This window comes from Frateuria sp. GZRR35, from assembly GCF_051900415.1.
Taxonomy (GTDB): domain Bacteria; phylum Pseudomonadota; class Gammaproteobacteria; order Xanthomonadales; family Rhodanobacteraceae; genus Frateuria_A.
On sequence record NZ_JBHZGL010000007.1, the window covers coordinates 139,797 to 160,619 of the forward strand.

Annotated in this window: 25 protein-coding genes; 11 read left to right on the plus strand and 14 right to left on the minus strand. The window is 68.2% G+C overall.

The features are described from left to right. The first annotated feature begins 103 nt into the window (after window positions 1–103). The 4 genes from ACFWZ3_RS10435 to ACFWZ3_RS10450 all read left to right on the plus strand — a co-directional run bounded on the left by ACFWZ3_RS10435 (window position 104) and on the right by ACFWZ3_RS10450 (window position 3,605). Window positions 104–880 (plus strand): ferredoxin--NADP reductase, encoded by a 777-nt coding sequence (locus ACFWZ3_RS10435; RefSeq protein WP_439707671.1) that lies wholly within the window; start codon window positions 104–106, stop codon window positions 878–880. Between the two features lie 186 nt (window positions 881–1,066). After that, a complete protein-coding gene (locus ACFWZ3_RS10440) occupies window positions 1,067–2,209 on the plus strand; it encodes a DUF3182 family protein (protein ID WP_439707672.1) in 1,143 nt (380 codons plus the stop codon). Beyond that, entirely contained in the window at window positions 2,196–2,972 is a 777-nt protein-coding gene (locus ACFWZ3_RS10445; protein ID WP_439707673.1) for an alpha/beta hydrolase family protein, read from the plus strand. The genes ACFWZ3_RS10440 and ACFWZ3_RS10445 overlap by 14 nt, the downstream gene beginning before the upstream one ends. Before the next feature lie 147 nt (window positions 2,973–3,119). Next, window positions 3,120–3,605 carry a hypothetical protein gene (locus ACFWZ3_RS10450; RefSeq protein ID WP_439707674.1) on the plus strand — a complete coding sequence of 162 codons (486 nt, stop codon included), beginning with the start codon at window positions 3,120–3,122 and terminating at the stop codon, window positions 3,603–3,605. Between the two features lie 62 nt (window positions 3,606–3,667). Here ACFWZ3_RS10450 and ACFWZ3_RS10455 read toward each other — a convergent pair whose 3' ends face one another. Further along, the gene (locus ACFWZ3_RS10455) at window positions 3,668–5,248 is read right to left on the minus strand and encodes an MASE1 domain-containing protein (RefSeq protein WP_439707675.1); all 1,581 of its coding nucleotides are present in this window, start codon (window positions 5,246–5,248) and stop codon (window positions 3,668–3,670) included. 291 nt (window positions 5,249–5,539) lie between these two features. On the opposite strand from ACFWZ3_RS10455, the gene ACFWZ3_RS10460 reads away from it, so the two are divergent. Both ACFWZ3_RS10460 and ACFWZ3_RS10465 read left to right on the plus strand, forming a co-directional pair. Then, window positions 5,540–6,019, plus strand: a complete 480-nt coding sequence (locus ACFWZ3_RS10460; RefSeq protein ID WP_439707676.1) for a DUF456 domain-containing protein — start codon at window positions 5,540–5,542, stop codon at window positions 6,017–6,019. Between the two features lie 69 nt (window positions 6,020–6,088). Beyond that, a complete protein-coding gene (locus ACFWZ3_RS10465) occupies window positions 6,089–7,864 on the plus strand; it encodes a DUF885 domain-containing protein (RefSeq protein ID WP_439707677.1) in 1,776 nt (591 codons plus the stop codon). A 562-nt stretch (window positions 7,865–8,426) separates the two neighbouring features. Here the strand turns inward: ACFWZ3_RS10465 and trhA are convergent. Both trhA and ACFWZ3_RS10475 read right to left on the minus strand, forming a co-directional pair. After that, on the minus strand, window positions 8,427–9,092 hold the full coding sequence (gene trhA, locus ACFWZ3_RS10470) for a PAQR family membrane homeostasis protein TrhA (protein WP_439707678.1): 666 nt from the start codon (window positions 9,090–9,092) through the stop codon (window positions 8,427–8,429). 89 nt (window positions 9,093–9,181) lie between these two features. Continuing rightward, the gene (locus tag ACFWZ3_RS10475) at window positions 9,182–9,616 is read right to left on the minus strand and encodes a hypothetical protein (RefSeq protein WP_439707733.1); all 435 of its coding nucleotides are present in this window, start codon (window positions 9,614–9,616) and stop codon (window positions 9,182–9,184) included. A gap of 178 nt (window positions 9,617–9,794) precedes the next feature. Between ACFWZ3_RS10475 and ACFWZ3_RS10480 the strand changes: the two genes are divergently transcribed. The 3 genes from ACFWZ3_RS10480 (at window position 9,795) to ACFWZ3_RS10490 (ending at window position 12,539) form a co-directional block, all read left to right on the plus strand. Then, window positions 9,795–10,454 carry an energy transducer TonB gene (locus ACFWZ3_RS10480; RefSeq protein ID WP_439707679.1) on the plus strand — a complete coding sequence of 220 codons (660 nt, stop codon included), beginning with the start codon at window positions 9,795–9,797 and terminating at the stop codon, window positions 10,452–10,454. An 88-nt stretch (window positions 10,455–10,542) separates the two neighbouring features. Beyond that, window positions 10,543–11,112 (plus strand): cysteine dioxygenase, encoded by a 570-nt coding sequence (locus tag ACFWZ3_RS10485; RefSeq protein ID WP_439707680.1) that lies wholly within the window; start codon window positions 10,543–10,545, stop codon window positions 11,110–11,112. Between the two features lie 23 nt (window positions 11,113–11,135). Continuing rightward, the gene (locus ACFWZ3_RS10490; protein ID WP_439707681.1) at window positions 11,136–12,539 is read left to right on the plus strand and encodes an FAD/NAD(P)-binding protein; all 1,404 of its coding nucleotides are present in this window, start codon (window positions 11,136–11,138) and stop codon (window positions 12,537–12,539) included. 66 nt (window positions 12,540–12,605) lie between these two features. Here the strand turns inward: ACFWZ3_RS10490 and ACFWZ3_RS10495 are convergent, their stop codons facing one another. Next, on the minus strand, window positions 12,606–12,974 hold the full coding sequence (locus tag ACFWZ3_RS10495) for a hypothetical protein (protein WP_439707682.1): 369 nt from the start codon (window positions 12,972–12,974) through the stop codon (window positions 12,606–12,608). A 124-nt stretch (window positions 12,975–13,098) separates the two neighbouring features. Here ACFWZ3_RS10495 and pncA point away from each other — a divergent pair, with 124 nt between their 5' ends. Next, the gene (pncA, locus tag ACFWZ3_RS10500) at window positions 13,099–13,740 is read left to right on the plus strand and encodes a bifunctional nicotinamidase/pyrazinamidase (RefSeq protein ID WP_439707683.1); all 642 of its coding nucleotides are present in this window, start codon (window positions 13,099–13,101) and stop codon (window positions 13,738–13,740) included. A 1,021-nt stretch (window positions 13,741–14,761) separates the two neighbouring features. Here the strand turns inward: pncA and ACFWZ3_RS10505 are convergent. The 9 genes from ACFWZ3_RS10505 to ACFWZ3_RS10545 form a co-directional block, all read right to left on the minus strand. Beyond that, the gene (locus ACFWZ3_RS10505; RefSeq protein ID WP_439707684.1) at window positions 14,762–14,950 is read right to left on the minus strand and encodes a CPXCG motif-containing cysteine-rich protein; all 189 of its coding nucleotides are present in this window, start codon (window positions 14,948–14,950) and stop codon (window positions 14,762–14,764) included. 34 nt (window positions 14,951–14,984) lie between these two features. Beyond that, window positions 14,985–15,461: a PIN domain-containing protein gene (locus tag ACFWZ3_RS10510; protein ID WP_439707685.1), complete on the minus strand. Its 477-nt coding sequence runs from the start codon at window positions 15,459–15,461 to the stop codon at window positions 14,985–14,987. Further along, window positions 15,448–16,179 (minus strand): HAD family hydrolase, encoded by a 732-nt coding sequence (locus ACFWZ3_RS10515; RefSeq protein ID WP_439707686.1) that lies wholly within the window; start codon window positions 16,177–16,179, stop codon window positions 15,448–15,450. The genes ACFWZ3_RS10510 and ACFWZ3_RS10515 overlap by 14 nt, the downstream gene beginning before the upstream one ends. Before the next feature lie 64 nt (window positions 16,180–16,243). Beyond that, window positions 16,244–16,399: a DUF3309 family protein gene (locus ACFWZ3_RS10520; RefSeq protein ID WP_209615534.1), complete on the minus strand. Its 156-nt coding sequence runs from the start codon at window positions 16,397–16,399 to the stop codon at window positions 16,244–16,246. Window positions 16,400–16,714: 315 nt separating this feature from the next. Beyond that, on the minus strand, window positions 16,715–17,089 hold the full coding sequence (locus tag ACFWZ3_RS10525) for a YciI family protein (RefSeq protein ID WP_439707687.1): 375 nt from the start codon (window positions 17,087–17,089) through the stop codon (window positions 16,715–16,717). Between the two features lie 61 nt (window positions 17,090–17,150). Then, a complete protein-coding gene (locus ACFWZ3_RS10530) occupies window positions 17,151–17,696 on the minus strand; it encodes a hypothetical protein (protein ID WP_439707688.1) in 546 nt (181 codons plus the stop codon). A 116-nt stretch (window positions 17,697–17,812) separates the two neighbouring features. Next, window positions 17,813–18,004 (minus strand): KGG domain-containing protein, encoded by a 192-nt coding sequence (locus tag ACFWZ3_RS10535; protein WP_439707689.1) that lies wholly within the window; start codon window positions 18,002–18,004, stop codon window positions 17,813–17,815. 489 nt (window positions 18,005–18,493) lie between these two features. Then, the gene (locus ACFWZ3_RS10540) at window positions 18,494–19,108 is read right to left on the minus strand and encodes an OmpA family protein (protein WP_439707690.1); all 615 of its coding nucleotides are present in this window, start codon (window positions 19,106–19,108) and stop codon (window positions 18,494–18,496) included. A gap of 257 nt (window positions 19,109–19,365) precedes the next feature. After that, a complete protein-coding gene (locus tag ACFWZ3_RS10545; RefSeq protein ID WP_439707691.1) occupies window positions 19,366–19,908 on the minus strand; it encodes a hypothetical protein in 543 nt (180 codons plus the stop codon). Window positions 19,909–20,107: 199 nt separating this feature from the next. Here ACFWZ3_RS10545 and ACFWZ3_RS10550 point away from each other — a divergent pair, with 199 nt between their 5' ends. Further along, window positions 20,108–20,317, plus strand: a complete 210-nt coding sequence (locus ACFWZ3_RS10550) for a hypothetical protein (protein WP_439707692.1) — start codon at window positions 20,108–20,110, stop codon at window positions 20,315–20,317. Between the two features lie 30 nt (window positions 20,318–20,347). On the opposite strand, the gene ACFWZ3_RS10555 is transcribed toward ACFWZ3_RS10550, so the two are convergent. Next, on the minus strand, window positions 20,348–20,569 hold the full coding sequence (locus tag ACFWZ3_RS10555) for a hypothetical protein (protein WP_439707693.1): 222 nt from the start codon (window positions 20,567–20,569) through the stop codon (window positions 20,348–20,350). Window positions 20,570–20,823 lie beyond the last annotated feature (254 nt).

Genomic DNA, 20,823 nt, shown 5'->3' on the forward strand with positions numbered 1-20,823 from the left:
GCCAGGCGCAGCGAACCCGCCGCCGGCCTGTTCCCCACAACCCCGGCCTGTCCGGCGCCCGGCCGATTGCCGCGCGACTGCTTTTCGACGAGACACGACAACCATGGTGGCACTGGCGACCGAGCACGTGATCGACGTGCGTCACTGGAACGACAGCCTTTTCAGCTTCCGCGCCACGCGCGATCCCGGCTTCCGCTTCGAGAGCGGACAGTTCGTGATGATCGGCCTGGAGGTGGACGGCCGTCCGTTGATGCGCGCCTACTCCATCGCCAGCGCGAGCTGGGAGGAACACCTGGAGTTCTTCTCGATCAAGGTGCCCAATGGCCCGCTGACCTCGCGCCTGCAGCACCTCAAGCCGGGCGATCCGCTGGTGGTCAGCCGCAAGCCCACCGGCACGCTGGTGCTGGACGATCTCAAGCCCGGCAGGAATCTTTACCTGTTCGGCACCGGCACGGGCCTGGCGCCGTTCATGAGCGTGATCCGCGATCCGTCCACCTACGAGCGCTACGAGAAGATCGTGCTGGCTCACGGCGTGCGCCAGGTCAGCGACCTGGCCTATGCCGACTATCTCGAGCGCGAACTGCCGCAGCACGAGTACCTGGGCGAGCTGGCGCGCGAGAAACTGATCTACTACCCCACCGTCACCCGCGAGCCGTTCAAGAACCGCGGGCGCATCACCGACGCTATCGTCGACGGCGTGATGAGCCGGGTCACCGGCCTGCCGCCGCTCAACCCCAGCACCGACCGCGTGATGCTGTGCGGCAGCCCGGCGATGCTCGACGACCTGTGCGCATTGCTGGACGGACGCGGCTTCCAGGCCTCGCCGCGCACGCGCGAACCGGGCGACTACGTGATCGAGCGGGCGTTCGTCGAGAAGTAGCCGCCCGCAAAGCGCCTCCATTTCCGTCCGGGTTGTTGGCTCAGACGAGCCGATCCTTCACCGAGGCGACGGGAGGTGACAGGCGGATGAGACAACTGCCGGCAGCTTCAACAGCCCATCCACACCGCGACCACTAGCCTCCTGACGATCCGGCGCCTCACGCGCCCTCAGGTTGCGGAGACTCCCGTGGCATCCAGCGCCCCGCCCCCGGTACAGGCAGGCCACGCACGCGGCAGCGTCGTGCTGGGCGTGGGCCGCGACGCGGCGCACTCCAGCCACGAGGCGGCCGCGCACGCGGCCATCGCGCAGCAGCTGGCCGACCTGCTGCACTACGACTTCGCCGGTGCCTACGTGCCGGGACAGCCCTATCCTGGCCCGCTCTACTTCGTGCCGGGCGACGTGCTGACCGGACTGGATACGGCTGCGGCCTGCGGCATCCGCAGTGCATCCGACCTTTTCGGCGGCGTGGTGCCGGACCGCGTGGTGGCCTCCAAGGCGATCACCCATCCCCTGGTCGACGCTCCCACGCGCGCGCCGGAAGGCTGGTCCGAGGCGTTCGCCGAGCGGGTGCGCGCCGTGGTGCTGCCCGGCTACAGCGCCTACGCGCCCGCCGATGCACGCCGCGCGGGGCGCGCACTGTTGCACCTGGGTCCCGTGCGCATCAAGCCGGCGCATGGCAACGCCGGTCGTGGCCAGCGGGTGGCCAGCGACATTGGCGAACTGGATGCGATCATCGCCGACGTCGACGAGGACGCGCTCGCCAGCGATGGCCTGGTGCTGGAAACCGACCTGCGCGACCTGACCACCTGGAGCGTGGGCCAGGTCCGCGTGGATCACCACACCATCGCCTACTACGGCACCCAGTGGCTGACCCGCGACAACGCCGGCGAGGTGGCCTATGGCGGCTCCAGTCTGCGCGTGCACCGCGGCGGCTTCGACGCACTGCTGCGTGAACCGCTGCCGCCGCCGGTGCGCGAGGCGGCCGCGCAGGCGCAGCTCTACGACGAGGCCGCGCGGCAATGCTTCCCGCGCATGTTCGCCTCGCGCCGCAATTACGACGTGGTGCAGGGCAAGGACCATCGCGGCCAGGCGCATGCCGGCGTGCTCGAGTCGTCCTGGCGTATCGGCGGCGCCAGCGGCGCGGAGGCCGCCGCGCTGTTGCGCTTGCGCGACGAACCGGGTCGCCGCTGGCTCGGCGTGCGCACGGAGGAACGCTACGGGAGCGATGCCGAACCGCCGCCCGGCGCCACCGTGCTGTTCCGCGGCACCGACCCGGCAGTCGGCCCGCTACTGAAGTTCACCGTGGTGGAGGATGATGACGACACGTAGCGAAGACACCGACATCCTCGTCGACGGCGCGCGCATCGCCGGCACCGTGCTCGCCCCCGGCTCGACCATCCCCGGCGTGCTGTTCGTGCATGGCTGGGGCGGCTGCCGGGAACGCGACCTGGGCCGCGCCCAGCAGATCGCCGCACTGGGCTGCATCTGCCTGACCTTCGACATGCGAGGCCACGTGCGCACCGAGGCGATGCGCCAGACCGTCACCCGCGAGCAGAACCTCGCCGACGTCGTCGCCGCCTACGACCACCTGCGCTTGCAGCCCCACGTCGACCCCGATTCCATCCTGGTCGTCGGCGCCAGTTACGGCGGTTACCTCGCGTCGATCCTCACCTCGCTGCGTCCGGTCAAATGGCTCGCGTTGCGAGTCCCGGCGCTGTACGCGGACGAGGACTGGGACAAACCCAAACGGTCGCTGCCACGCGCGCAACTGGACGCCTACCGCAGCCGCGTGCTCGAACCGGACGACAACCGCGCGCTGCGCGCCTGCAGCGATTTCCGCGGCGACGTGCTCGTCGTCGAGTCGGGCCACGACCACCTGGTCCCTCACCCGGCCATCGTCAGCTACCGCAACGCGTTCCGTCGCACCCACTCGGTCACCTACCGGATCATCGACGAGGCCGACCATGCGCTCTCCAGTCCCGACTGCCAGCGCGCCTACACCTCGATGCTGCTGGGCTGGACCACCGAAATGGTGTTCGGCGCCCGCGCCGGTCGCGGCCCCATGCAGACCTATCAGCCAGAATCTCCGTAGCAAGTCGGCGCCAGCAACTTACCCAAGACGAAAAACAGCAGTGGAAAGGAACAAACCTAAAACGGTGGCTTTCGCACAAAAATCACTTTTGCTGCTGATAGAGTGACCAGGCTCAATGAGTGAGCGGTCCATCAAGGGGACATGGCTATGATCAAACACTTGTCGCGCCGTGCCATTTTCGCCGGCCTGGTCGTCATGGGTCTTTCGGCTCCTGTTTTCGCGTCCGAATCGTCAAGCACCGGCCTGGGCCAGGCCTGGCCGAACGCGCAAGACGTAAGCACCAACTCCAATTGGCATGTTTACGTCTTCACGGTCAACGGGATCCGGTACGTGCAGATCAACGACCTCAACGGCAACGTGCGTGGAGCTTTCGCCGCCGCCAATGGTCAGTTCCTGGTCCTGCCGATGGGTCGCGACGCGCAGCGCATCGCTACGCCCCAGCAGCCGATGACGCTCGACAATAGCGTGGTTGCATTGACTTCGTACGCGCAAACTGTCTATCGCGACGCCGCCATTCAAGTTCAGGCCACGCCCCTGAGCAGCGGTGCGACGATGTTTACCGCGGCACCATCCACGACCACCTTGGTCGCCCCATGCGATAATCCGGCCGAGTGCAGCACCCACGTCGACTGAAACCAAAAAAAAACCGCCGTTGAAGGCGGTTTTTTTGTCACGAAGTCAGACGTCGCACGAAGTCAGACGAGCTCCGGGTCAAACAACAAGATGCTGATCCGGGTGCCCTCAGCCACGGAATACATCCGCGCCTTGCCACCGAAAACGGCGGCCCGGTCCTTTATGGCGCCCAGGCCCAGTCCGCTGGGGTTCAACGCGGCCTGCAGGCCATCCCAACGCACACGACTCAGCCGTTCGTAGTCAACGCTGGCTTCCACGCGAAGCAGCACCCAACGGCGCCTTCCAAACGATCCGCCCCTGAGCTTCATCTGGATGCGATTGAGGTTGCGACCAGCGCAGATCACGGCTATCGCTTCGTTGGCGAGGCGGTACAGCGCCAGATGGACGCTGCTGGAGAGCCCACCCAGCTTGGGGCCGTCGATATCGCACCAATACGCGACTCCTGCTTCGTCCAGGGCACGTGCCACCGAGCCCTCACGCAGCGCAGCCGGCAAGCCACGCTCCCGCCAAGCCAGCGGATAGAGCGAATCGGCCAGGCGATAGATCTGGTGCTGGGTCACCGCCGCCTGGCGGTAGTAGGTGCGTTCGTCGGCTCCTGGCAGCAGGCAACGCAGGCGCCCGAGCAGTTGCGTGTAGGAGGCTTGAATCGCCCCGCTCATCTGTTCCAGAGCATATGCGGTCTGGCGCAGCTGCAGCTCGCCCAGGTGGAGGTTCCGCTGTGCCAACGCGAGCGTCAGCCGCGCATCGGCCTTTTCACGCTCCTCGCGTGTATGGAGCACTGCGATTCGCCCGCCGAGCATCAACATGGTGGTTATCGCAAAGGCCACGAACACCTCGGCGTGCAGCGTCGCCGGGTCGTAGCGATGGGGCATGGCAAGCATCACCGCGATACTGGCGGCAGTACCGCCAACCGCCGCGCCGCGCCAGCCATACCGCAAAGCCAGCCACGTGACGGGAAGGAACATCGCAACGCGCGCCTCCTCGCTGGCAGCCCCCGCTGGCCCCAAGGCGAGCCATACCAACAACGCCAAGGTCGGCAGCAACAGGCAGACGGTTTCCATGGCCAACCGGCTTTCCGACAATCGCGCCCATAGCCGACGCGCGCCGTGCGTCAACAGCTCCTCTCGCACCAGGAGCACCAGCGGAACCAGCGTAAGGCTGCCGAGGTAAAAGCCGATGACATACCAGCCCGCAGCCTCGCGGTATGCCACTCCAGGAGGCCCTTGCACCAGCAACAGCACAAGGAAGCTCATTGCCGCCCAGATGAGGGCCGTCGCCGACAGGCCAAGCAAAAGAATGTTGATGTCTGGTGCAAGGCCCGCCGGAAAGAGTCGGCGGCGCTCGCGGCACCATCGGACAACGGGCATCGCGAACACCATCGGGGGCGCCATCAGCGCGAGGGCCCACGGCCAACCGAATTCACCGGCGCAGGTAATGCCGGTATAGGCCAGAGGGATGAACTCGCCAACCACGAGCGCCGGCCAGTACCGGTAGGGCAAGAGCAACAACACGCTGAAGCGGAGCCCGGAGATGGGAACCCAGTGGGTAATCGTCACTTGGCGCAGGAGGAAGTACGCAAGCGCATAGGCGAGAGCGACAGCCACGTGCCCCAGCCAGAAGTTTGCCCTTATCCCTTTCAGCATCCTTCATCCCCTTCCCTTGGCCCGAACCAGGCCGCCCCGCCGACCGATGCGTACGCGGCGCAAATTCGCGCAACCTGACCATCTGACAGATCAAATTCAGGTGAAGCCGGGACGTCCGTCCCATGTCTTCACCACGCACGACGCATCCTAGCGTACCCGATCGCCGCACTGCGGCGACCGTGGCAGAACGTGCCGGTTACGGGACTGCAATCCGCTGCACGAAGGGCTTCGGGCTTGCCCGCGCCGGAGCTACTGCCCCACAGTGTCGTCTCCCCCAAGAGAGGCGGCCAGATGGAAATCGCGCTCTACCTGCTCGCCGCCTTGCTGATCCTCGGCGGCCTCGCCGGGACGGTGCTGCCGATCCTGCCGGGCATCCCGATGATCTTCGGGGGCATCTGGCTGGTCGCCGCGGTCGATGGTTACCGCCACCTGGGCCTCGCCTGGCTGCTGGTGATCGGCGCGCTGGGCGCGCTCGGCGTGCTGGTCGATTTCGTCGCCGGCGCGGTGGGCGCCAAGCGGATCGGCGCCAGTCCGCGGGCGCTCTGGGGCGCCACCATCGGCACCTTGGTGGGCATGTTCCTGGGCATCCCCGGATTGATCTTCGGACCGTTCGTCGGCGCGCTGGTGGGCGAGCTTTCGGCCGGCACCAGCGTGCTGCGTTCGGCTCATGTCGGTGCCGGCACCTGGATTGGGCTGCTCGCCGGCACGCTGGTCAAGCTGGTGATCTCGTTCCTGATGGTCGGCCTGTTCGGCTTGGCCATGCTGCTCTAGACCCTAAGGCACAGGCACGCCTCGACCACACCCGCGTACGCTGCGCCATCACCCAAGAAGGAGCGTCCCATGCGCAAGAGCCTCGCCCTCGCCCTGGCCGCCACGCTGGCGACCGCCGGATCGCTGCATGCGCAGGCCGCGCCCGACACCTGGGTCCAGCGCAGCAACGCCGACGCCAAGGTGCTGCTGGACACGATCGCCCGCTTCAGCCCCGAATTTGCCACCCAAGTCGGCGTACCCGGCTACGACACGAAAGTCGCCGACCTCAGGCCCGGTATCGACGAACGCTCGCGGGCGGCGTTGGTGGAGGCCAAGGGCAAGCTCGAAAAGCTGCTCGCGACGGAGAAGGACCCGAACGTGCGCGAGGATCTCGACATCATGATCGAGGCCACCGCCCAGCAGATCGAAGGCATCGACCTCAACCACAAATACCTGCTGCCCTACAACGACGTTGGCTCGCTCATCTTCAGCGGCGAGTTCGCGCTGCTGAAGGACGACGTCGACGCCAAGCGCCGTCCGGCCGCGCTCGAGCGTCTTCAGTGCTACGTCGGCAAGGCGCCCGGCTGCACGCCGATCACCGAGCAGGCCAAGGCGCTGACCGCGGCGCGACTGGACGAGAAGCCGCTGCTGGGGCCGTACAAGGCCGAGATCGAGCAGAAGCTCGCCAACACACCGCGCTACGTCGAGGGCATCCGCCAACTGTTCGCCAAGTACAAGCTCGATACCCCCGAGGGCAAGGTCGCGCTGGACGCGCTCGACACGCAGCTGAAGGACTACGACGCCTGGGTACGCAGCACCGTGCTGCCGCGCGCACGCACCGACTTCCGCCTGCCCGAGCCGCTGTACGCCTTCAACCTCAAGCAGGTCGGCATCGACATCCCGCCCGAGCAGTTGATGAAGCAGGCCGAGCTCGAGTTCATGGAACTGCGCGGCATGATGCAGGCGCTGGCACCGGTGGTGGCCAAGGACGAAGGTATCGACGCCACCGACTACCGCGATGTGTTCAAGGCGCTGAAGAAGCAACAGCTTGCCCGCGACCAGGTGGAGCCCTGGTACCACGAAGTGCTCGGCCACATCGAGGACACCATCCGCGACAAGCGAATCGTCACGCTGCCCAAGCGCCAGATGCAGATGCGCCTGGCCTCGGAGGCCGAGGCTGCACAGGTACCCGCGCCGCACATGGACCCACCGCCGTTCCTCAACAACCACGGCGAACGCGGCACCTTCGTGCTGACCATGGGCAACCCCGGCAACGGCAAGGACAACAGCCAGTCCTACGACGACTTCACCTTCAAGGCCGCCGCCTGGACGCTGACCGCGCATGAGGGCCGACCCGGACACGAACTGCAGTTCGCCGCGATGGTCGAGCGCGGCGTGTCGCTGGCGCGCAGCCTGTTCGCCTTCAACAGCGTCAACGTGGAAGGCTGGGCGCTGTATGCCGAGTCCGAGATGCTGCCCTACGAGCCGCCGGCCGGGCAGTTCACCGCGTTGCAGGCGCGCCTGATGCGAGCCGCCCGCGCCTACCTCGACCCGATGCTCAACCTGGGCCTGATCACCCGCGAGCGCGCACACGACGTGCTCACCGGGGATGTCGGCCTGTCCGAAGCCATGGCGCGCCAGGAACTGGATCGCTACACCTTCAACAGCCCCGGCCAGGCCACGGCGTATTTCTACGGCTACCTGCGCCTGCAACAGCTGCGGCTGGAAACCGAACTGGCGCTCGGCGACAAGTTCGACCGCAAGGCCTTCAACGACTTCGTGATCGGCCAGGGCCTGCTGCCGCCGGCGCAGCTGGCCGAAGCAGTGAAGACCCAGTTCGTACCGCAACAGAAGCAGAAGCACTGACCGCGCACCGGACCGCCTCTCCCCTGCATCGCAGGGGAGAGCTGGGGCCACCCGAACGCGGGCGCAAGAACCCCGCCGCTTCTTGCGTGAACCGGCAAGTGGTAGCGACTTTCGCGCCGCGGCCGAAGATCTGCACCACACGTCCACGTTCCAGGCGAACCCGCCCCCTCACCCCAACCCTCTCCCCGGAGGGGAGAGGGAACCAAATGCGGCGCTCGCACACACGCCCACAAGTCCTCTTGCCTCAGCTCCCGAGCGCCCGCGGTAAAGCGGCGGCAGCTCCTCTAAGAGCAGGCGACTGACCAAGCAAGGCGAAGTGGCACCTAGCTTTTATCCCTCACCGGGCTTAGCAGGCCATGTCTTTGGTTAGTTTCTTTGGGCCAGCAAAGAAAGTGACCCGAGCGCCGGCAGGCGATCGGAAGCCCGCGGCAGGCGAGCCCAGTCGCGGAGAGATCACGCAAAAACGAGGAGCAAGGCAGCGCTCCTGGGGACATCCCGGCGAGCCCCGGCCCTCACCCCAACCCTCTCCCCAGAGAGGAGAGGGAGCGAAAAGCGGGAGCTCTCAGTCGGGAATGACGTAAAGCAGCACAGCCAGGTAATGCAGCACGCTGGCAGCCAGCACGAACCCGTGCCATACCGCATGATGGAACGGCAGCCGCTTGCACAGATAGAAAGGCACCCCCAGCGTGTAGGTCGCCCCACCCGCGATCAACAACACCAACCCACCCGGCGCCAGATGCGTGCGCAACGGCTCGAACGCCACCAGCGCCACCCAGCCCATCGCCACATAAATCGACACCGCCAGCCAGCGCGTCTGGATGCGCCGCAACAGCCCAAGCTCCAGCGCACTACCGACCAGCGCCAGCGCCCAGATCGTGCCGAACAACCCCCAGCCCCACGCTCCCGGCAGCACGATCAGCGTGAACGGCGTATAGGTCCCGGCAATCAGCAGGAAGATCGCAATGTGGTCGAGCGTACGCAGCACCCGCCGCGGCAGCTCGCCGGGAATGGCGTGATACAGGGTCGAGGCGGTGTAGAGCAGGATCAGCGTGGTACCGAACACCGCACAAGCCACCACCGCCCGCGCATCGCCGCGCAACGCGGCGAACGCCACCAGGGTCGCCAGGCCGCCGATACTGAGCAGAATGCCAATGCCGTGGATCAGCGTGCTGGCCAGTTCGTCACCGAAACGGTAGCGCGGCGGGCTGACGACGGAAGGCGCGGGCATGGCAGGCTCCTGACGGAAAGGCCGGGCGGCCACCTTACCATACCCGCGCGTACTGTTTTGCGACGGACGTCTGGACGTCCAAGCCGGCTTTACTGTTCGATGATGAACGCGCCGAAGGAGACGCCCAGGTTCCAGCCCTCGCCCTTGCCGCTGAGCGCCAGGCCCACGTTGCCCTTGGTCAGCGCCTGCGCACCGGCCGATTCACCGGCGCCGGCGTGCGCTTCGGCGTTGGCGTAATGGCCGAGCACCTCGTGGATGTCGTACACGCCAGTGAACTTGCCGATGCCGTCCTCGATATGCGTCTTGCCGAAGGTCAGCCCGCCGCCCTTGGTGCGCAGCTTCACCTGCATGGTCTGGCCGTTGCTGCAACGGACCATGCCGGTGCCCTTGGCGGTCTTGTAGAACACCGACCAGCCCGACAGCGAGAAAGTCATCTTGCAGGAGATCTCGCCCGCATGCGCCGGGCCCGGCATCAGCACCAGTCCACCCACCAGCAGCGCCAGCGCGCCCAGTTGCTTCCACATCGTCATGATTGCCTCCCTTTCGGCCCCCGCGGCCGCGCCGCTCGATTGTGCGGCAAAGCGCGCGGCAGCGGGAATGCTTGCGCAGGAGCGAAGAGCAGGCCTAGGCTGGTATCGCGTCGGCACGATTCCCTCTGCCTCCGGGCAGCGTGCCTGCGCCACAAGCACAGGAGGATCGCCCATGTCGTCCGCAGCCCTGGCTTCATCCCGCACGCACGCCCAGCCCGATCTGGTCCGCATCACCGCGCTGAGCGCGGCGATGGCCGTCAACCTCACCGTATTCATCGCCGCCACCCGGCCGTTGCCGCCACCGGCCCTGCCGCGCCTGGAGGCGCCATCGCTGAGCGCACGCTTCATCCCGCCCAAACCCAAGCCCGTCGAGACACCGCCGCTGCCGGCCATCCTGCCGATCACGCGGCACACACCCGTGCGCGTGGCGCCGCCCATCGCCACCACGCTGCACATCAGCGACGAAGGCACCGTCGCGGCGCCCACGATCCACGTGCCCACGATCGCGCCACCGGCGGTGGGATCGACGCCATTCACCGTGCCGGGCGAGCCAATCGAAGCCAGCCTGGCCTACCGCAGCGCGCCGCTGGTCTTTCCTGCCCAGGCGATCCGCCAGCACATGCACGGCACCGTGCTGCTGCGCGTGCTGGTGGATGAAGCGGGCAAGCCGGTGGACGTGATCGTCGAGCGGAGCAGCGGCTACGCGCTGCTCGACCGCAGTGCGCGCGCGCAGGTGCTGGCGGGCTGGCGCTTTCAGCCGGCCAGCGTGGATGGCCACGCGGTGCGTGCGTGGGCGCGCGTGCCGGTGAGTTTCGAGCTGCGCAAGCTGTAAAAAGCCGCCCAGCGTCGCGCACTGAAGGGTTACGACTGCTTAACGGCGCCCATGCTCCACTGGGCGCCGTTCTTCGTACGGTCCTGCCATGGCAAACCACAGGCAAAGCTTGAAGGCGCTGCGCCGTATCGCGCTGGCGCACTGCCGAGGGGAGCACCCCGACCTGGCCGCCCTCGCCCGCGAACTGGGCAGCGTGGTCCGCCTCCATACGGACGGTTTCACCGCATTGGCCACGCGCGTACGCACCGCCGGCGGCCCGCGCATCCGCCCGCTGCGGACCGGTAGCGCGCAACTACAGTTGCTGCTGATCGCCTGGCCGGCCAACCACGTCTCCGCGCTGCACGACCACGGCGCGCGCTGGGGCCTGGAGATCCCGCTGCACGGGGCGATGGAAATCGAGGCCTGGCGCCGCCAGAGCGACGGCGGCGAACCGCTGGCGCACGGGCGCCACTGGCTTGGCCCGGGCGACGCGTTGTGGTTCGACGCCGACCAGTCGCGCCTGCACCGCTGCCGCAATCTTTCCGGGCGCGAAGTCGCGCTCAGCCTGCACCTTTTCGGGGGCGCCCCGGGCGCAGGCCTGGCCTATGCCCCGCCCTCCTCCACCCGGCAGCGGATGCCCCCCTCGCGACCGGCCATCGCCGGACCGCTGCCGGGCTGAGCGCCGACCACCGGAGAGTCGCCATGTTCCGACGGGTCGCCATCGTTGGCGGCGGAGCCGCCGCCGTCGCCCTCCTCACCGAACTGGTCGATCGCGCCAGTGCACCGCTGCACCTGGACTGGTACACCGGCGGCGCCGCGCACCCCGGGCGGGGCATCGCCTACGGGACGACCTCGCCGCACCACCTGCTCAACGTGCGCGCTGCCACCATGGGCATGTTCTCGCGCCGGCCGCGCGGCTTTCTGGACTACGCCCAGCGCGTCGACCCGCAGGTCGCCGGCACCGATTTCCTGCCGCGGCGGCTGTACGGCGACTACCTGGAAGACGAAGCGGCAAACGCCCTGGCGCGGTCGCGCAGCCGTGGCGTGGACGTGCGCGTGGTGCCGTTCGCGGCCGATGCGCTGGTCCCCGAGATCGACGGCGTCACGGTGATCCAGGGCGAGCGCGCCAGTCGTGTCGATGCCGCGGTGCTGGCCGTCGGCGCATTGCCGGTGCGGCCACTCGCCGGCGTCGAGGCCTCGCTGCTGGCAGAACAACGCTACATCATCGACCCGTGGGCCTTCTTGGCGTCGGCCGAGGCGCACGCGCCACCGCGCGAAGTCGCGCTGGTCGGGCTGGGCCTGAGCGCGGTCGACGTCTTGCTGGAACTGGCCGATCGCTGGCCGGACACGCACTTCACTGCGGTTTCGCGCCACGGCCGCCTGCCGGCGGCTCACCTGCCGGTGTCGGCCGTGCCGGACGACGACGGCGGCGCGCTGGTCGATGCCATGCACGACGCGCCCGAAATCCGCCGCTGGCTGCACCTGTTGCGCGAGGCGATCGCCGCCGGCGACGACTGGCGCGTGGTGATCGACAGCCTGCGCCCGTCCACCCATCAACTGTGGGAGGCGCTGCCGCTGGCCGAACGCGCACGCTTCCTGCGCCACGCCCGCTGGGCGTGGGAACGCGCCCGCCACCGCATGCCGCCACAAGTCGAGCGGCAGGTGCTGGCGCTCGAACGCGAAGGACGGCTCAAACGGGTCAGCGGCCGCGTCACCGCCGCCCGGCCAAGGGACGGGCGCGTCGAACTGGAGGCGTGGCACGCCGGGGCCAGCTCGACGCTGCTCGCGGACCTGGCAATCCAGACCATCGGCCTGGACACCGACGTGCGCAACACGCTGCACCCGCTGATGCGCCAGATGGTCACCAACGGCCACGTCACGCCCGATCCGCTGGGCCTGGGCTGCCAGGCGACGCTGGATGGTCACCTGTGCCGCGACGGCACGCCGTGGCCAAGGCTGTTCGGCATCGGCAGCCTCATGCGCGGCGCGCGCTGGGAATCGATCGCGATGCCCGAGATCCAGCTGCAGGCGCGCATGCTGGCGTCGCAGATGCTCGAACCGGTCGCCGCGCCTGCACGGCGGCGACTCGCGTCGCAGGCCGGTTGAAGGCGCCAGGCGGGCTTGAGCCCACCATGCGACTCGTCGCGAAAGGCAGTGGGCTGAAGTCCTACGTCACTTGCGTCGCGCGGCCCACTCGCTGGCCATCCAGGCGAGCCCGATGCCGACCGCCACGCCGGCCAGCTCGCACAGCACGCGCGTGCCCAGGCCATCCGGATCGTGCAACTCCGCCAGCTTCGCGCGCAGCAACTGCACCGATTGCAGGCGCGCGTAATTAAAGTAGAAGAGATCCGCCAGATCCCCACTGCCGGCGAGTGCGACGCCCAGCACGTAGGCCCAGGCCATCTGCGCGCCATGGCTCCAGGCCTCGCGCGTACGCCAGCGGAACAGCAGAAAGAGCAACGCACCGACCACCGCTGCGATGAGGCCCGCCTGCAGCCCGCCGATCCAGCCGTAGCCCATCCAGGATTGGTCGTAATGCATTGCTGTCCGCCATGGTTGGACACGCATTATGCCGGGTGCGCGACTGCCGCTGCGCGTGGCCACGCATTCCCCTTCCCCCATGTCCGGGCGGCGGAGGCTTCCGGCGACCCACTACACTTTCCCGATGAGCCACCCGACCCATCCGTCCGATACCGCGTTGATCCTCGTCGACGTGCAACCGGACTTCATGCCCGGCGGGCCGCTGGCCTGCCACGAGGGCGACGCCATCGTGCCCGGCATCGACGCCCTGCTGCGCGCGCGCCGCTACCACCACGTGGTCGCCACGCAGGACTGGCACCCGCGCGAGCACGTCTCCTTCGCCGCCAACCATGCGGATCAGGTGCCGTTCGCGCAGATCGCCCTGCATGGCCACCCGCAGACCCTGTGGCCGGTGCACTGCGTCGCCGGCACCCCGGGCGCGGCGTTGCACCCGGCGATCGATTGGACACCGCTGGACCTGATCGTGCGCAAGGGCACCGACCCGGCGGTTGACTCCTACAGCGCCTTTCGCGAAAACCACGGCCCTGGCGGCACGCGTCCGCCGACCGGCCTGGCCGGCTGGCTGCGCGAGCGCGGCGTGGCCGAGGTGCACGTGTGCGGGTTGGCGCGCGACGTATGCGTGCTGTGGACGGTGCAGGATGCGCAGGCGCTGGGCTTCCGCGCGCACATGCTGTGGGAGCTGACGCGCCCGGTGACTCCCGCGAGCGATGACGCCACCCGCGCGACGCTTGGCTCCCTCTCCCCTCCGAGGAGAGGGTTGGGGTGAGGGGCCGGGGCTCGCGGGGGTGCCTGCGAGAGCGGTGTCTTGCCTGTCGTTCTTGCGCGGCCTCCCCGCGACTGGGCTCGCCTGCCGCGGGCTTCCGATCGCCTGTCGGCGCTCGGGTTACTTTCTTTGCTGGCCCGAAGAAAGTAACCAAAGAAATGGCCGGCTAAGCCCGGTGAGGGATAAGGGCTAGGTGCCGCCTCGCTTTGCTTGGTCAGTCGCCTGCTCTTAGAGGAGCTGCCGCCGCTTTGCCGCGGGCGCTCGGGAGCTGAGGCAAGAGGGCTTGCGCGTTTGGGTGCAGGAGCGCCGCACGTGGCTCCCTCTCCCCTCCGGGGAGAGGGTTGGGGTGAGGGGCCGGTGCTCGCGGGAATGCCCGCAGGAGCGATGTGTTGCTTATCGTTCTTGCGCGGCCTCACCGCGACTTGGCTCGCCTGCCGCGGGCTTCCGATCGCCTGCCGGCGCTCGGGTCACTTTCTTTGCTGGCCCAAAGAAAGTAACCAAAGAAATGGCCTGCTAAGCCCGGTGAGGGATAAGAGCTAGGTGCCGCCTCGCCTTGCTTGGTCAGTCGCTTGCTCTTAGAGGAGCTGCCGCCGCTTTACCGCGGGCGCTCGGGAGCTGAGGCAAGAGGATTTGCGCGTTTGGGTGCGGGAGCGCCGCACTTTGCTCCCTCTCCCCTCCGGGGAGAGGGTTGGGGTGAGGGGCCGGGGCTCGCGGGAATGCCCGCAGGAGCGCCGCCTTCGCGTGGTGGGTCGCCTGCTCTTAGAGGAGCTGCCGCCGCTTTACCGCGGGCGCTCGGGAGCTGAGGCAAGAGGGCTTGCGCGTTTGGGTGCAGGAGCGCCGCACGTGGCTCCCTCTCCCCTCCGGGGAGAGGGTTGGGGTGAGGGGGCGCGCTTGCGGGAAAACCGCCGCTTTCACAATGCGGCGGGATGTTTCGCACGGCCGACTTGTCGGGCGACTCCCGATCCCTCACCCTGCCCTCTCCCGGAGAGGAGAGGTTCACGCGCGGCGCTTCGCTTGCCGTCCCTCAAGCCTCGTTCTCGCCCGACACAGTCGCCCGCGGCTCGCCCTCCCGGTCCACGCTGACGTGCACGCCGATCGGACGGCAGCACACCGGGCAGTCCTCGATATAGGCCTGTTCGCCGGCCGAGCCATCGAGCAGCAGCTCGATCCGCTCGCCGCAGTAGGGGCAGGACACGTCAGCGGGGGTCAGCATGAGTCACCTCGCCAGAGCCGATGGGCCCGCGCTTCTACATGCGCACGCGGAGCGCCGGAGAAGCGTGCTGCAGCGACCATTGTTCCGGCGTGAGGATCGCAAAGCCGGCATCGCGCAGCGTTCGTCGCCCGAGCTTCAGCAAGGCGCTGTCGCGGCTGAGCAACCAACGTGCACCAGCCGCGGCGGCGAGCGTCAGGAATTTCTGGTCGTCGGGGTCGGCGCAACGTGGCAGGGGGGCATCGCACGGGAGGGTGGGCAGCGCGCGCACCCTTTGGTCGAACGCCAGCACGGCGCGCTCGCGCCCGGCCCCGTCCAGTGCGAGTTGCGGATAACCCAGCACGGCCAGCCATTCGGCGCGGCAGTCCACGGCGGTCACCGCCTCGACGGCGCCACTGGCGAGGGCGGCGGCTAGCCCCGCGCAGCGCGGGTCATCGAACACGAACAGGTCCAGGCAGACGTTGGTGTCCAGCACCACGCGCGGCGGCACGACCGTCACCTCAGGGCGCAGCAAGCGATGCTGCCGCCCGTTCGCCAAGACGCGCCACCGCAGCCGGAATACCGGCCGGCCCGTCCACGCTGATCAGGCGTTCCTCCTGGCCGCTCAGGCCCGTCTCCAGCTCGTGCGCCCAGGTCACGTGGTAGGGCATGTGCACGCCCCAGCCGCCGAGCCCCAGCACCGGCTCGATGTCCGAACGCAGCGAATTGCCGACCATCGCGAACTGCGCCGGCGAAAGCTCGAACTCGCCCAGCACGCGGCGGTAGGTGCGCTCGTTCTTTTCCGACACGATCTCGATGCGGCCGAACAGGTCGGACAGGCCCGACTCGGCGACCTTTTTCTCCTGATGGAACAGGTCGCCCTTGGTGATCAGCACGATCGCATACCGCGCGGCCACCGCCTCGACTGCCTCGCGGATGCCGGGCAGCAGCTCGACCGGATGCTCGAGCACCGTCTTGCCCAATTGCACGATGCGATGGATGTCGCGCGCCTCGATGCGCGCGTCGGTCATGGCGATGGCCGTTTCGACCATCGACAGCGTCATGCCCTTGGCGCCATAGCCAAACAGCTGGAGATTGCGCCTTTCGGTCGCCAGCATGCTCGCCTGCACCTGGCTGTCGGTGACGTCGATGTAGCGGGCGAGGAGGGTCTGGAATTCGGCGCCGGCGGCCTGGTAGTAGCCCTCGCTGTGCCAGAGCGTGTCGTCGCCGTCGAATCCGATCAGTTCGAGCATGGGTGCGGGCCGTGGTGGGAGCTGCCCATTCTCCCACGCACGGCGCACACGTGGCCTCAGGACGTCAGTGGAAGACGCCCAGCAACCAAAGCACGATCACGATCACGATGATCAGGCCCAGGCCTCCGCTGGGGCCGTAGCCCCACGAGCGCGAGTAGCCCCAGGTCGGCAGGCCGAGCAGCGCGAGGATCACCAGGATGACCAGGATGGTAATCAGCATGTAGGACTCCTTGCCGTTGAGGGTGCTTGCATCGTGCGCGCCACACCCGTTCAGGGCGTGTGAGCCGGCGGAGCGGGAAACGTGCAGACGCTGAACAGCCGGCGACCCCCTTGCGGCGAAGGTTGCGGAAGAGTGAAACGGACGCGAATGGCAAATGATCCGCCGCCGACGGGCGTCCGAATTCCTGAGACAGCGGCCGACTATCGTTCCCGGGCCTCGCGGTCCTCCGCCGCGGGTATCCGATCTGCTTGGCAGTGGCTCGGTTTTTCATGGCCGCGTCCTTAGTGCAGGACGCGGCCTTTTTTTGCCAGCGTTTCAGGCGCCCACGCGCTGGCGCACCGCGTCCATGTCGCGTACCGGCCGCAGCTCGATCGCACCGATGCGTGCCCACGGGAAGTCTTGCGCGATGCGCATGGCGTGATCGAGGTCGTCCGCCTCGATCAGGTTGAAGCCGGCCAGGTATTCCTTGGTTTCCGCGAACGGTCCGTCGAACACCGTGGTGCGCTGCTGGCGCACGCGGAACGAGCGGGCGGTCGCGGGCGGCTCGAGCTGTTGCGAGTCGAGCACGCAGCCCTGTGCGCGCAATTCGTCCGCGTGCGCCAGGCAGCCGCGCATGAGCGTGTCGAACTCGCCATCGGGCAGGGCCTGCAGCAGGGCGTCGTCGACGTACACCATCATCAGGAACTTCATGGGCGGCTTCCGGCGAGTTGGGGACGGCCGATTATGGCCGGCCCCGCCACGCCGTGCAGCCTCAGTGCAGGCGTGCCACCACCTGCTTGCCCAGCGCCAGCACGGCTGGGCGCAACGTGGCCGGGTCGCGGTCGTCCACGCGCAGGTTGATCTGGCCCTGGTAGGCGCCCACGCGCAGCTTGAGACCGGCCGCCCCTTCGGCTTCGGCGAGGAAGGCCTCGTCGCCCAGCCCGGGCACCGGCGTGACGCTGATGCCGCGGCCGGTGAAATCCTCGCGGTGCGCGGCCAGCGCCTGGCCGGCCTGTTCGGGCGAGGCCATCCGGGTGAAGTCGATCAGCAGCTTGGTACGGTAGTCGCCCGGCTGCGGCTGGTGCAGGTACGAACACATGCCACCCGCGCCCGCCTTCTGCTCGGTAACGGTGTCGGCACCGTTGGCCTGCAGGATGGCGGCCACGTCGGCCACCGGCATCAGCTGGCACAGGTCCAACGGCTGGTCGGCCATCGCAGGTGCGGACGACCTGCTGGCCGTCGTATCGGTGGCCTGGTCATGCGACGAGCAGCCGGCCAGCAGCAGGCCGCCCAGCAGAACCATCTGGAAACGTCTCATCGAGGCTTCTCCCCAAGCCGCACGTCGCGGCCGGGCGATCATAGACGGACGCATGCCGGACAAGCGAAGGGCGGCCCGAGGGCCGCCCTTCGCAGTGGCAATGGACCGAAGCGGAATCAGTCGTTCTTGTGGCTCTGCTGGCCCGCCTTGACGTGCTGCTCGTGCGTGCCGCCACTGCTCTGCTGGCCGGCGCGCACATGCTCTTCGTGCGTGGCGTGGTCACCGCCACCGGCCTTGCCGCCCTTGCTGGCGATCGCGCGCTGCTTGTCTTCGTCCATCGATGCGAAACCGCGCTTGTCGTTGCTCATGGCGTTCTCCTGTCTGTGGAAGGAAAGTCCGCCCAGCTGGCGAACGCTTTCCACCCTAGCGGGGGGGCCATAAAGAAGCCCTTAGCTGTGGATCAACGGGCTCCTCTACAGCGTTCCGTTCACCCAGCTTGCCTGTGTGGTCAACGCACAGGCGACCCATCGCGCGGTGTGCCGGCGCCACTGGCGGTCGATACCCTTCGCCGGCACGCAGGAACATTCCCGGCCTGACGCTTTTTGAGGTATCGCGTCGCGTGCATGGAAAGCAGGCGATGCCCGGTCAGGCACGTCGGCGTGTCGGACGGTGCCGGCCACGCAGGCACGTGATGCCTGGCTCGAGCGGGAGCCACAGCGCAGAAGCCACACGCGTCCGGCTGCAAGCGACGCAGAATGCGTGCGGGTTCGGTCGATCGCACAAACGCGTGGGGCGGACCGAAGCCCGCCCCACGTAACGTCGTTAATCCGGCTCCCGTCAGGAACCGGGCCGGCTTGTCAGCCTGTCGTGCCGGAAGACATCGACTGATCGCCGCTCGACTGCCCGGCGAAATCCACCACCAGCGTCACGCGCCGGTTGGATGCGCCGGCCTCGCGCGTCTGGCCGCGCTCGACCTGGCGATCGCTCGCCTCGCCGTAGCTGACCGCGCGCAGGTGGTCGGCGGACAGGCCGCTCTGCACCAGGTAGTCGCGCACGGCCTTGGCGCGACGCTCGCCGAGGCGACGGTTGTAGCTGGCCGAACCGGCCGGGTCGGCGAAGCCCTCCACCGTGATCACGGCGTCGGGATAGTGCTGTCCGACGACCTTGGCGAAGTCGTCCAGCAACGGCTTGTCTTCATCGCGCAAGGTGGAATCGTTGAAGGCGAAGTGCGCTGCCGTGTCGAGCCGCACGCGGCCGGCCATCTGCGAGATCTGCGCGTCGTACTTGGCGAAGCGCTGCTGCATCTCCTGGGTCAGCGAGTCGAGCTGCTGTTGCTGCTTCTGGTCGTTGGCGCGCAGTTCGGCAATCGCGGCGTCGTAATCGGCTTTCTTCACATAGTTGGTGCAACCGCCAAGCGCGATCGCCGTGACGACCAGCGATCCCGCGGCCCACCGGAATGTCGAGTTGACCATGTGCGCCTTCTCCTTCATGAGCGAGCCCTTGGCGGGTGCCTGCCCTTCGGACAACCACCAACCGTGTCGGCCCAGAGCGTCGGACCGTAGCACCCCCCGTCGCCCGCTACCTTGACGTTTCCTGACTCGGACGGACAAACGTGCGCGAGACCACGTGAAGGGATATCCAGGCGTTTAGCAATGTGGAGATTGTGCTAAGGCGGCGGGCGGCGGGCCCGCCTCTTCGTGCCAACCGCGGAACAAGGGCGTGCCTGCCATCAGATCTGCTGGTCACGCTGCGCGTCGTTGCCGCTCTGGCCACCCTGGATCACGCCCTCGTCAGGCTCCTGGCCGGGCATGTGCGCCGGCGCCATGCGCGCCGACCCACCGGGCGAGCCGGCCGTGCCCCCACGGTTGGGCGAATCCGCGCCGGTGGTGCGATCGGCCGGATCGCGTGGCATGCCGTGCACGCGCTGATCCTGCTGCGCACCGAGGTCGGCCGCGGCGCCGGGGCTGCGCGAGGCCGGCACGCCGGTGCTATCGCTGGGGACATGCCCGCCGTCGTCGCCACTGAAACCCTGCTCGGCGCTGCCCTTGCGCGCCGGGCCACCTTCGTCCAGCGAGAGGCCGGGCGGATCCACGCGCGGCAGTCCGCCGGGCAGGCCTGCGGCGGTGTCGAACTCCTCGCGCGCGGCCTGCGCCACCTTGTGGCTGATCCCGCCCTGGCTCTGCGTGTTGGAACCGGCGGTCTTGCCCTCGGCATCGGAAGCCATCGGGCCTCCGATCGGCTCGCGGTCGCGCTCGTCGTGTTGGTTGCCCATGGCGTCTTTTCCTCGGCTTTGCGTGCGGGAAAGTCTCGCGCGATGGCCGTCAGGGCAGCGTCGAAGGGCGCCAGCGGGCTCATCGCCGCCGTCATAGCCTGCGCATTACAGGTATCTAACAAGGTTCGGTGCACATTCAGCATCCGAGGCAGCGATCACGCGCCGCCGCGGCCCGGTTCGACGGTTCAGGAACGCGCATATGACCACGCATGCACAGCTCCCCCACCACTCCCTGTGGCCCACCAACCGGTGGCGCCAGCTGGCGCTGCGCCTGGGCCGCCAGCTGGGCCTGATCGCCGAGCAGGCACCCATCGTGCCGCCCACCCGCCGCCAGCAGCTGTTGGCGGCGCAGGACCGCCGCCGCGCCGAGCAGCGCCGCGCCGCCGAGCTGGCCCGCGGTCATCGCTGATCGGCGCAACCGGACGCCCCTGCGGCCGTTTCAAGGTCCCAACACCCAGTAATAGAAATCCTGCGCGATCACCTTCTCGCCCGCGTCCGGCGCGTACCCGTAACGCGCATGCTCGCCCCTTGCCACGATCTGCCGGGCGAACGCGTCGGCCAACCGGCGGGTCGGGTCGCGACCGAGCAGGAAGGCGCGGAAACCGTCATAGCGAACCCGCTCGGTTTTCGCGTCGGCCTGGATGATGTGATCGACATCCAACGGATCGGCTCCCTGCCGGCGTTTCGTACCGGCGCATGCACCAGAGCTCGCCTGGCATGGCCAGCCTACGTTCGCCCGGGTGAAGCTGCCGCGCGCGATCGGTCGTCGCCGCCTGCATCGTCCTGACGCTCCGCGGCGTCGCCTACGCAACTTACACATCCCTTTGCCCCCGGCCGTCAGACGCTGGGGCCGCTTGCGCATATCCCGTGTCCCGCGCGAGCGACCGCCTGACACGCATGGGACCGTCGCCCGGG

Coding starts and splice junctions, on each gene's coding strand:
- ACFWZ3_RS10435 (WP_439707671.1), top strand. CDS start 104: ATGGTGGCACTGGCGACCGAGCACGTGATCGACGTGCGTCACTGGAAC.
- ACFWZ3_RS10445 (WP_439707673.1), top strand. CDS start 2,196: ATGACGACACGTAGCGAAGACACCGACATCCTCGTCGACGGCGCGCGC.
- ACFWZ3_RS10450 (WP_439707674.1), top strand. CDS start 3,120: ATGATCAAACACTTGTCGCGCCGTGCCATTTTCGCCGGCCTGGTCGTC.
- ACFWZ3_RS10455 (WP_439707675.1), bottom strand. CDS start 5,248: ATGCTGAAAGGGATAAGGGCAAACTTCTGGCTGGGGCACGTGGCTGTC.
- ACFWZ3_RS10460 (WP_439707676.1), top strand. CDS start 5,540: ATGGAAATCGCGCTCTACCTGCTCGCCGCCTTGCTGATCCTCGGCGGC.
- ACFWZ3_RS10465 (WP_439707677.1), top strand. CDS start 6,089: ATGCGCAAGAGCCTCGCCCTCGCCCTGGCCGCCACGCTGGCGACCGCC.
- trhA (WP_439707678.1), bottom strand. CDS start 9,092: ATGCCCGCGCCTTCCGTCGTCAGCCCGCCGCGCTACCGTTTCGGTGAC.
- ACFWZ3_RS10475 (WP_439707733.1), bottom strand. CDS start 9,616: ATGTGGAAGCAACTGGGCGCGCTGGCGCTGCTGGTGGGTGGACTGGTG.
- ACFWZ3_RS10480 (WP_439707679.1), top strand. CDS start 9,795: ATGTCGTCCGCAGCCCTGGCTTCATCCCGCACGCACGCCCAGCCCGAT.
- ACFWZ3_RS10485 (WP_439707680.1), top strand. CDS start 10,543: ATGGCAAACCACAGGCAAAGCTTGAAGGCGCTGCGCCGTATCGCGCTG.
- ACFWZ3_RS10490 (WP_439707681.1), top strand. CDS start 11,136: ATGTTCCGACGGGTCGCCATCGTTGGCGGCGGAGCCGCCGCCGTCGCC.
- ACFWZ3_RS10495 (WP_439707682.1), bottom strand. CDS start 12,974: ATGCATTACGACCAATCCTGGATGGGCTACGGCTGGATCGGCGGGCTG.
- pncA (WP_439707683.1), top strand. CDS start 13,099: ATGAGCCACCCGACCCATCCGTCCGATACCGCGTTGATCCTCGTCGAC.
- ACFWZ3_RS10505 (WP_439707684.1), bottom strand. CDS start 14,950: ATGCTGACCCCCGCTGACGTGTCCTGCCCCTACTGCGGCGAGCGGATC.
- ACFWZ3_RS10515 (WP_439707686.1), bottom strand. CDS start 16,179: ATGCTCGAACTGATCGGATTCGACGGCGACGACACGCTCTGGCACAGC.
- ACFWZ3_RS10520 (WP_209615534.1), bottom strand. CDS start 16,399: ATGCTGATTACCATCCTGGTCATCCTGGTGATCCTCGCGCTGCTCGGC.
- ACFWZ3_RS10525 (WP_439707687.1), bottom strand. CDS start 17,089: ATGAAGTTCCTGATGATGGTGTACGTCGACGACGCCCTGCTGCAGGCC.
- ACFWZ3_RS10530 (WP_439707688.1), bottom strand. CDS start 17,696: ATGAGACGTTTCCAGATGGTTCTGCTGGGCGGCCTGCTGCTGGCCGGC.
- ACFWZ3_RS10535 (WP_439707689.1), bottom strand. CDS start 18,004: ATGAGCAACGACAAGCGCGGTTTCGCATCGATGGACGAAGACAAGCAG.
- ACFWZ3_RS10540 (WP_439707690.1), bottom strand. CDS start 19,108: ATGGTCAACTCGACATTCCGGTGGGCCGCGGGATCGCTGGTCGTCACG.
- ACFWZ3_RS10545 (WP_439707691.1), bottom strand. CDS start 19,908: ATGGGCAACCAACACGACGAGCGCGACCGCGAGCCGATCGGAGGCCCG.
- ACFWZ3_RS10550 (WP_439707692.1), top strand. CDS start 20,108: ATGACCACGCATGCACAGCTCCCCCACCACTCCCTGTGGCCCACCAAC.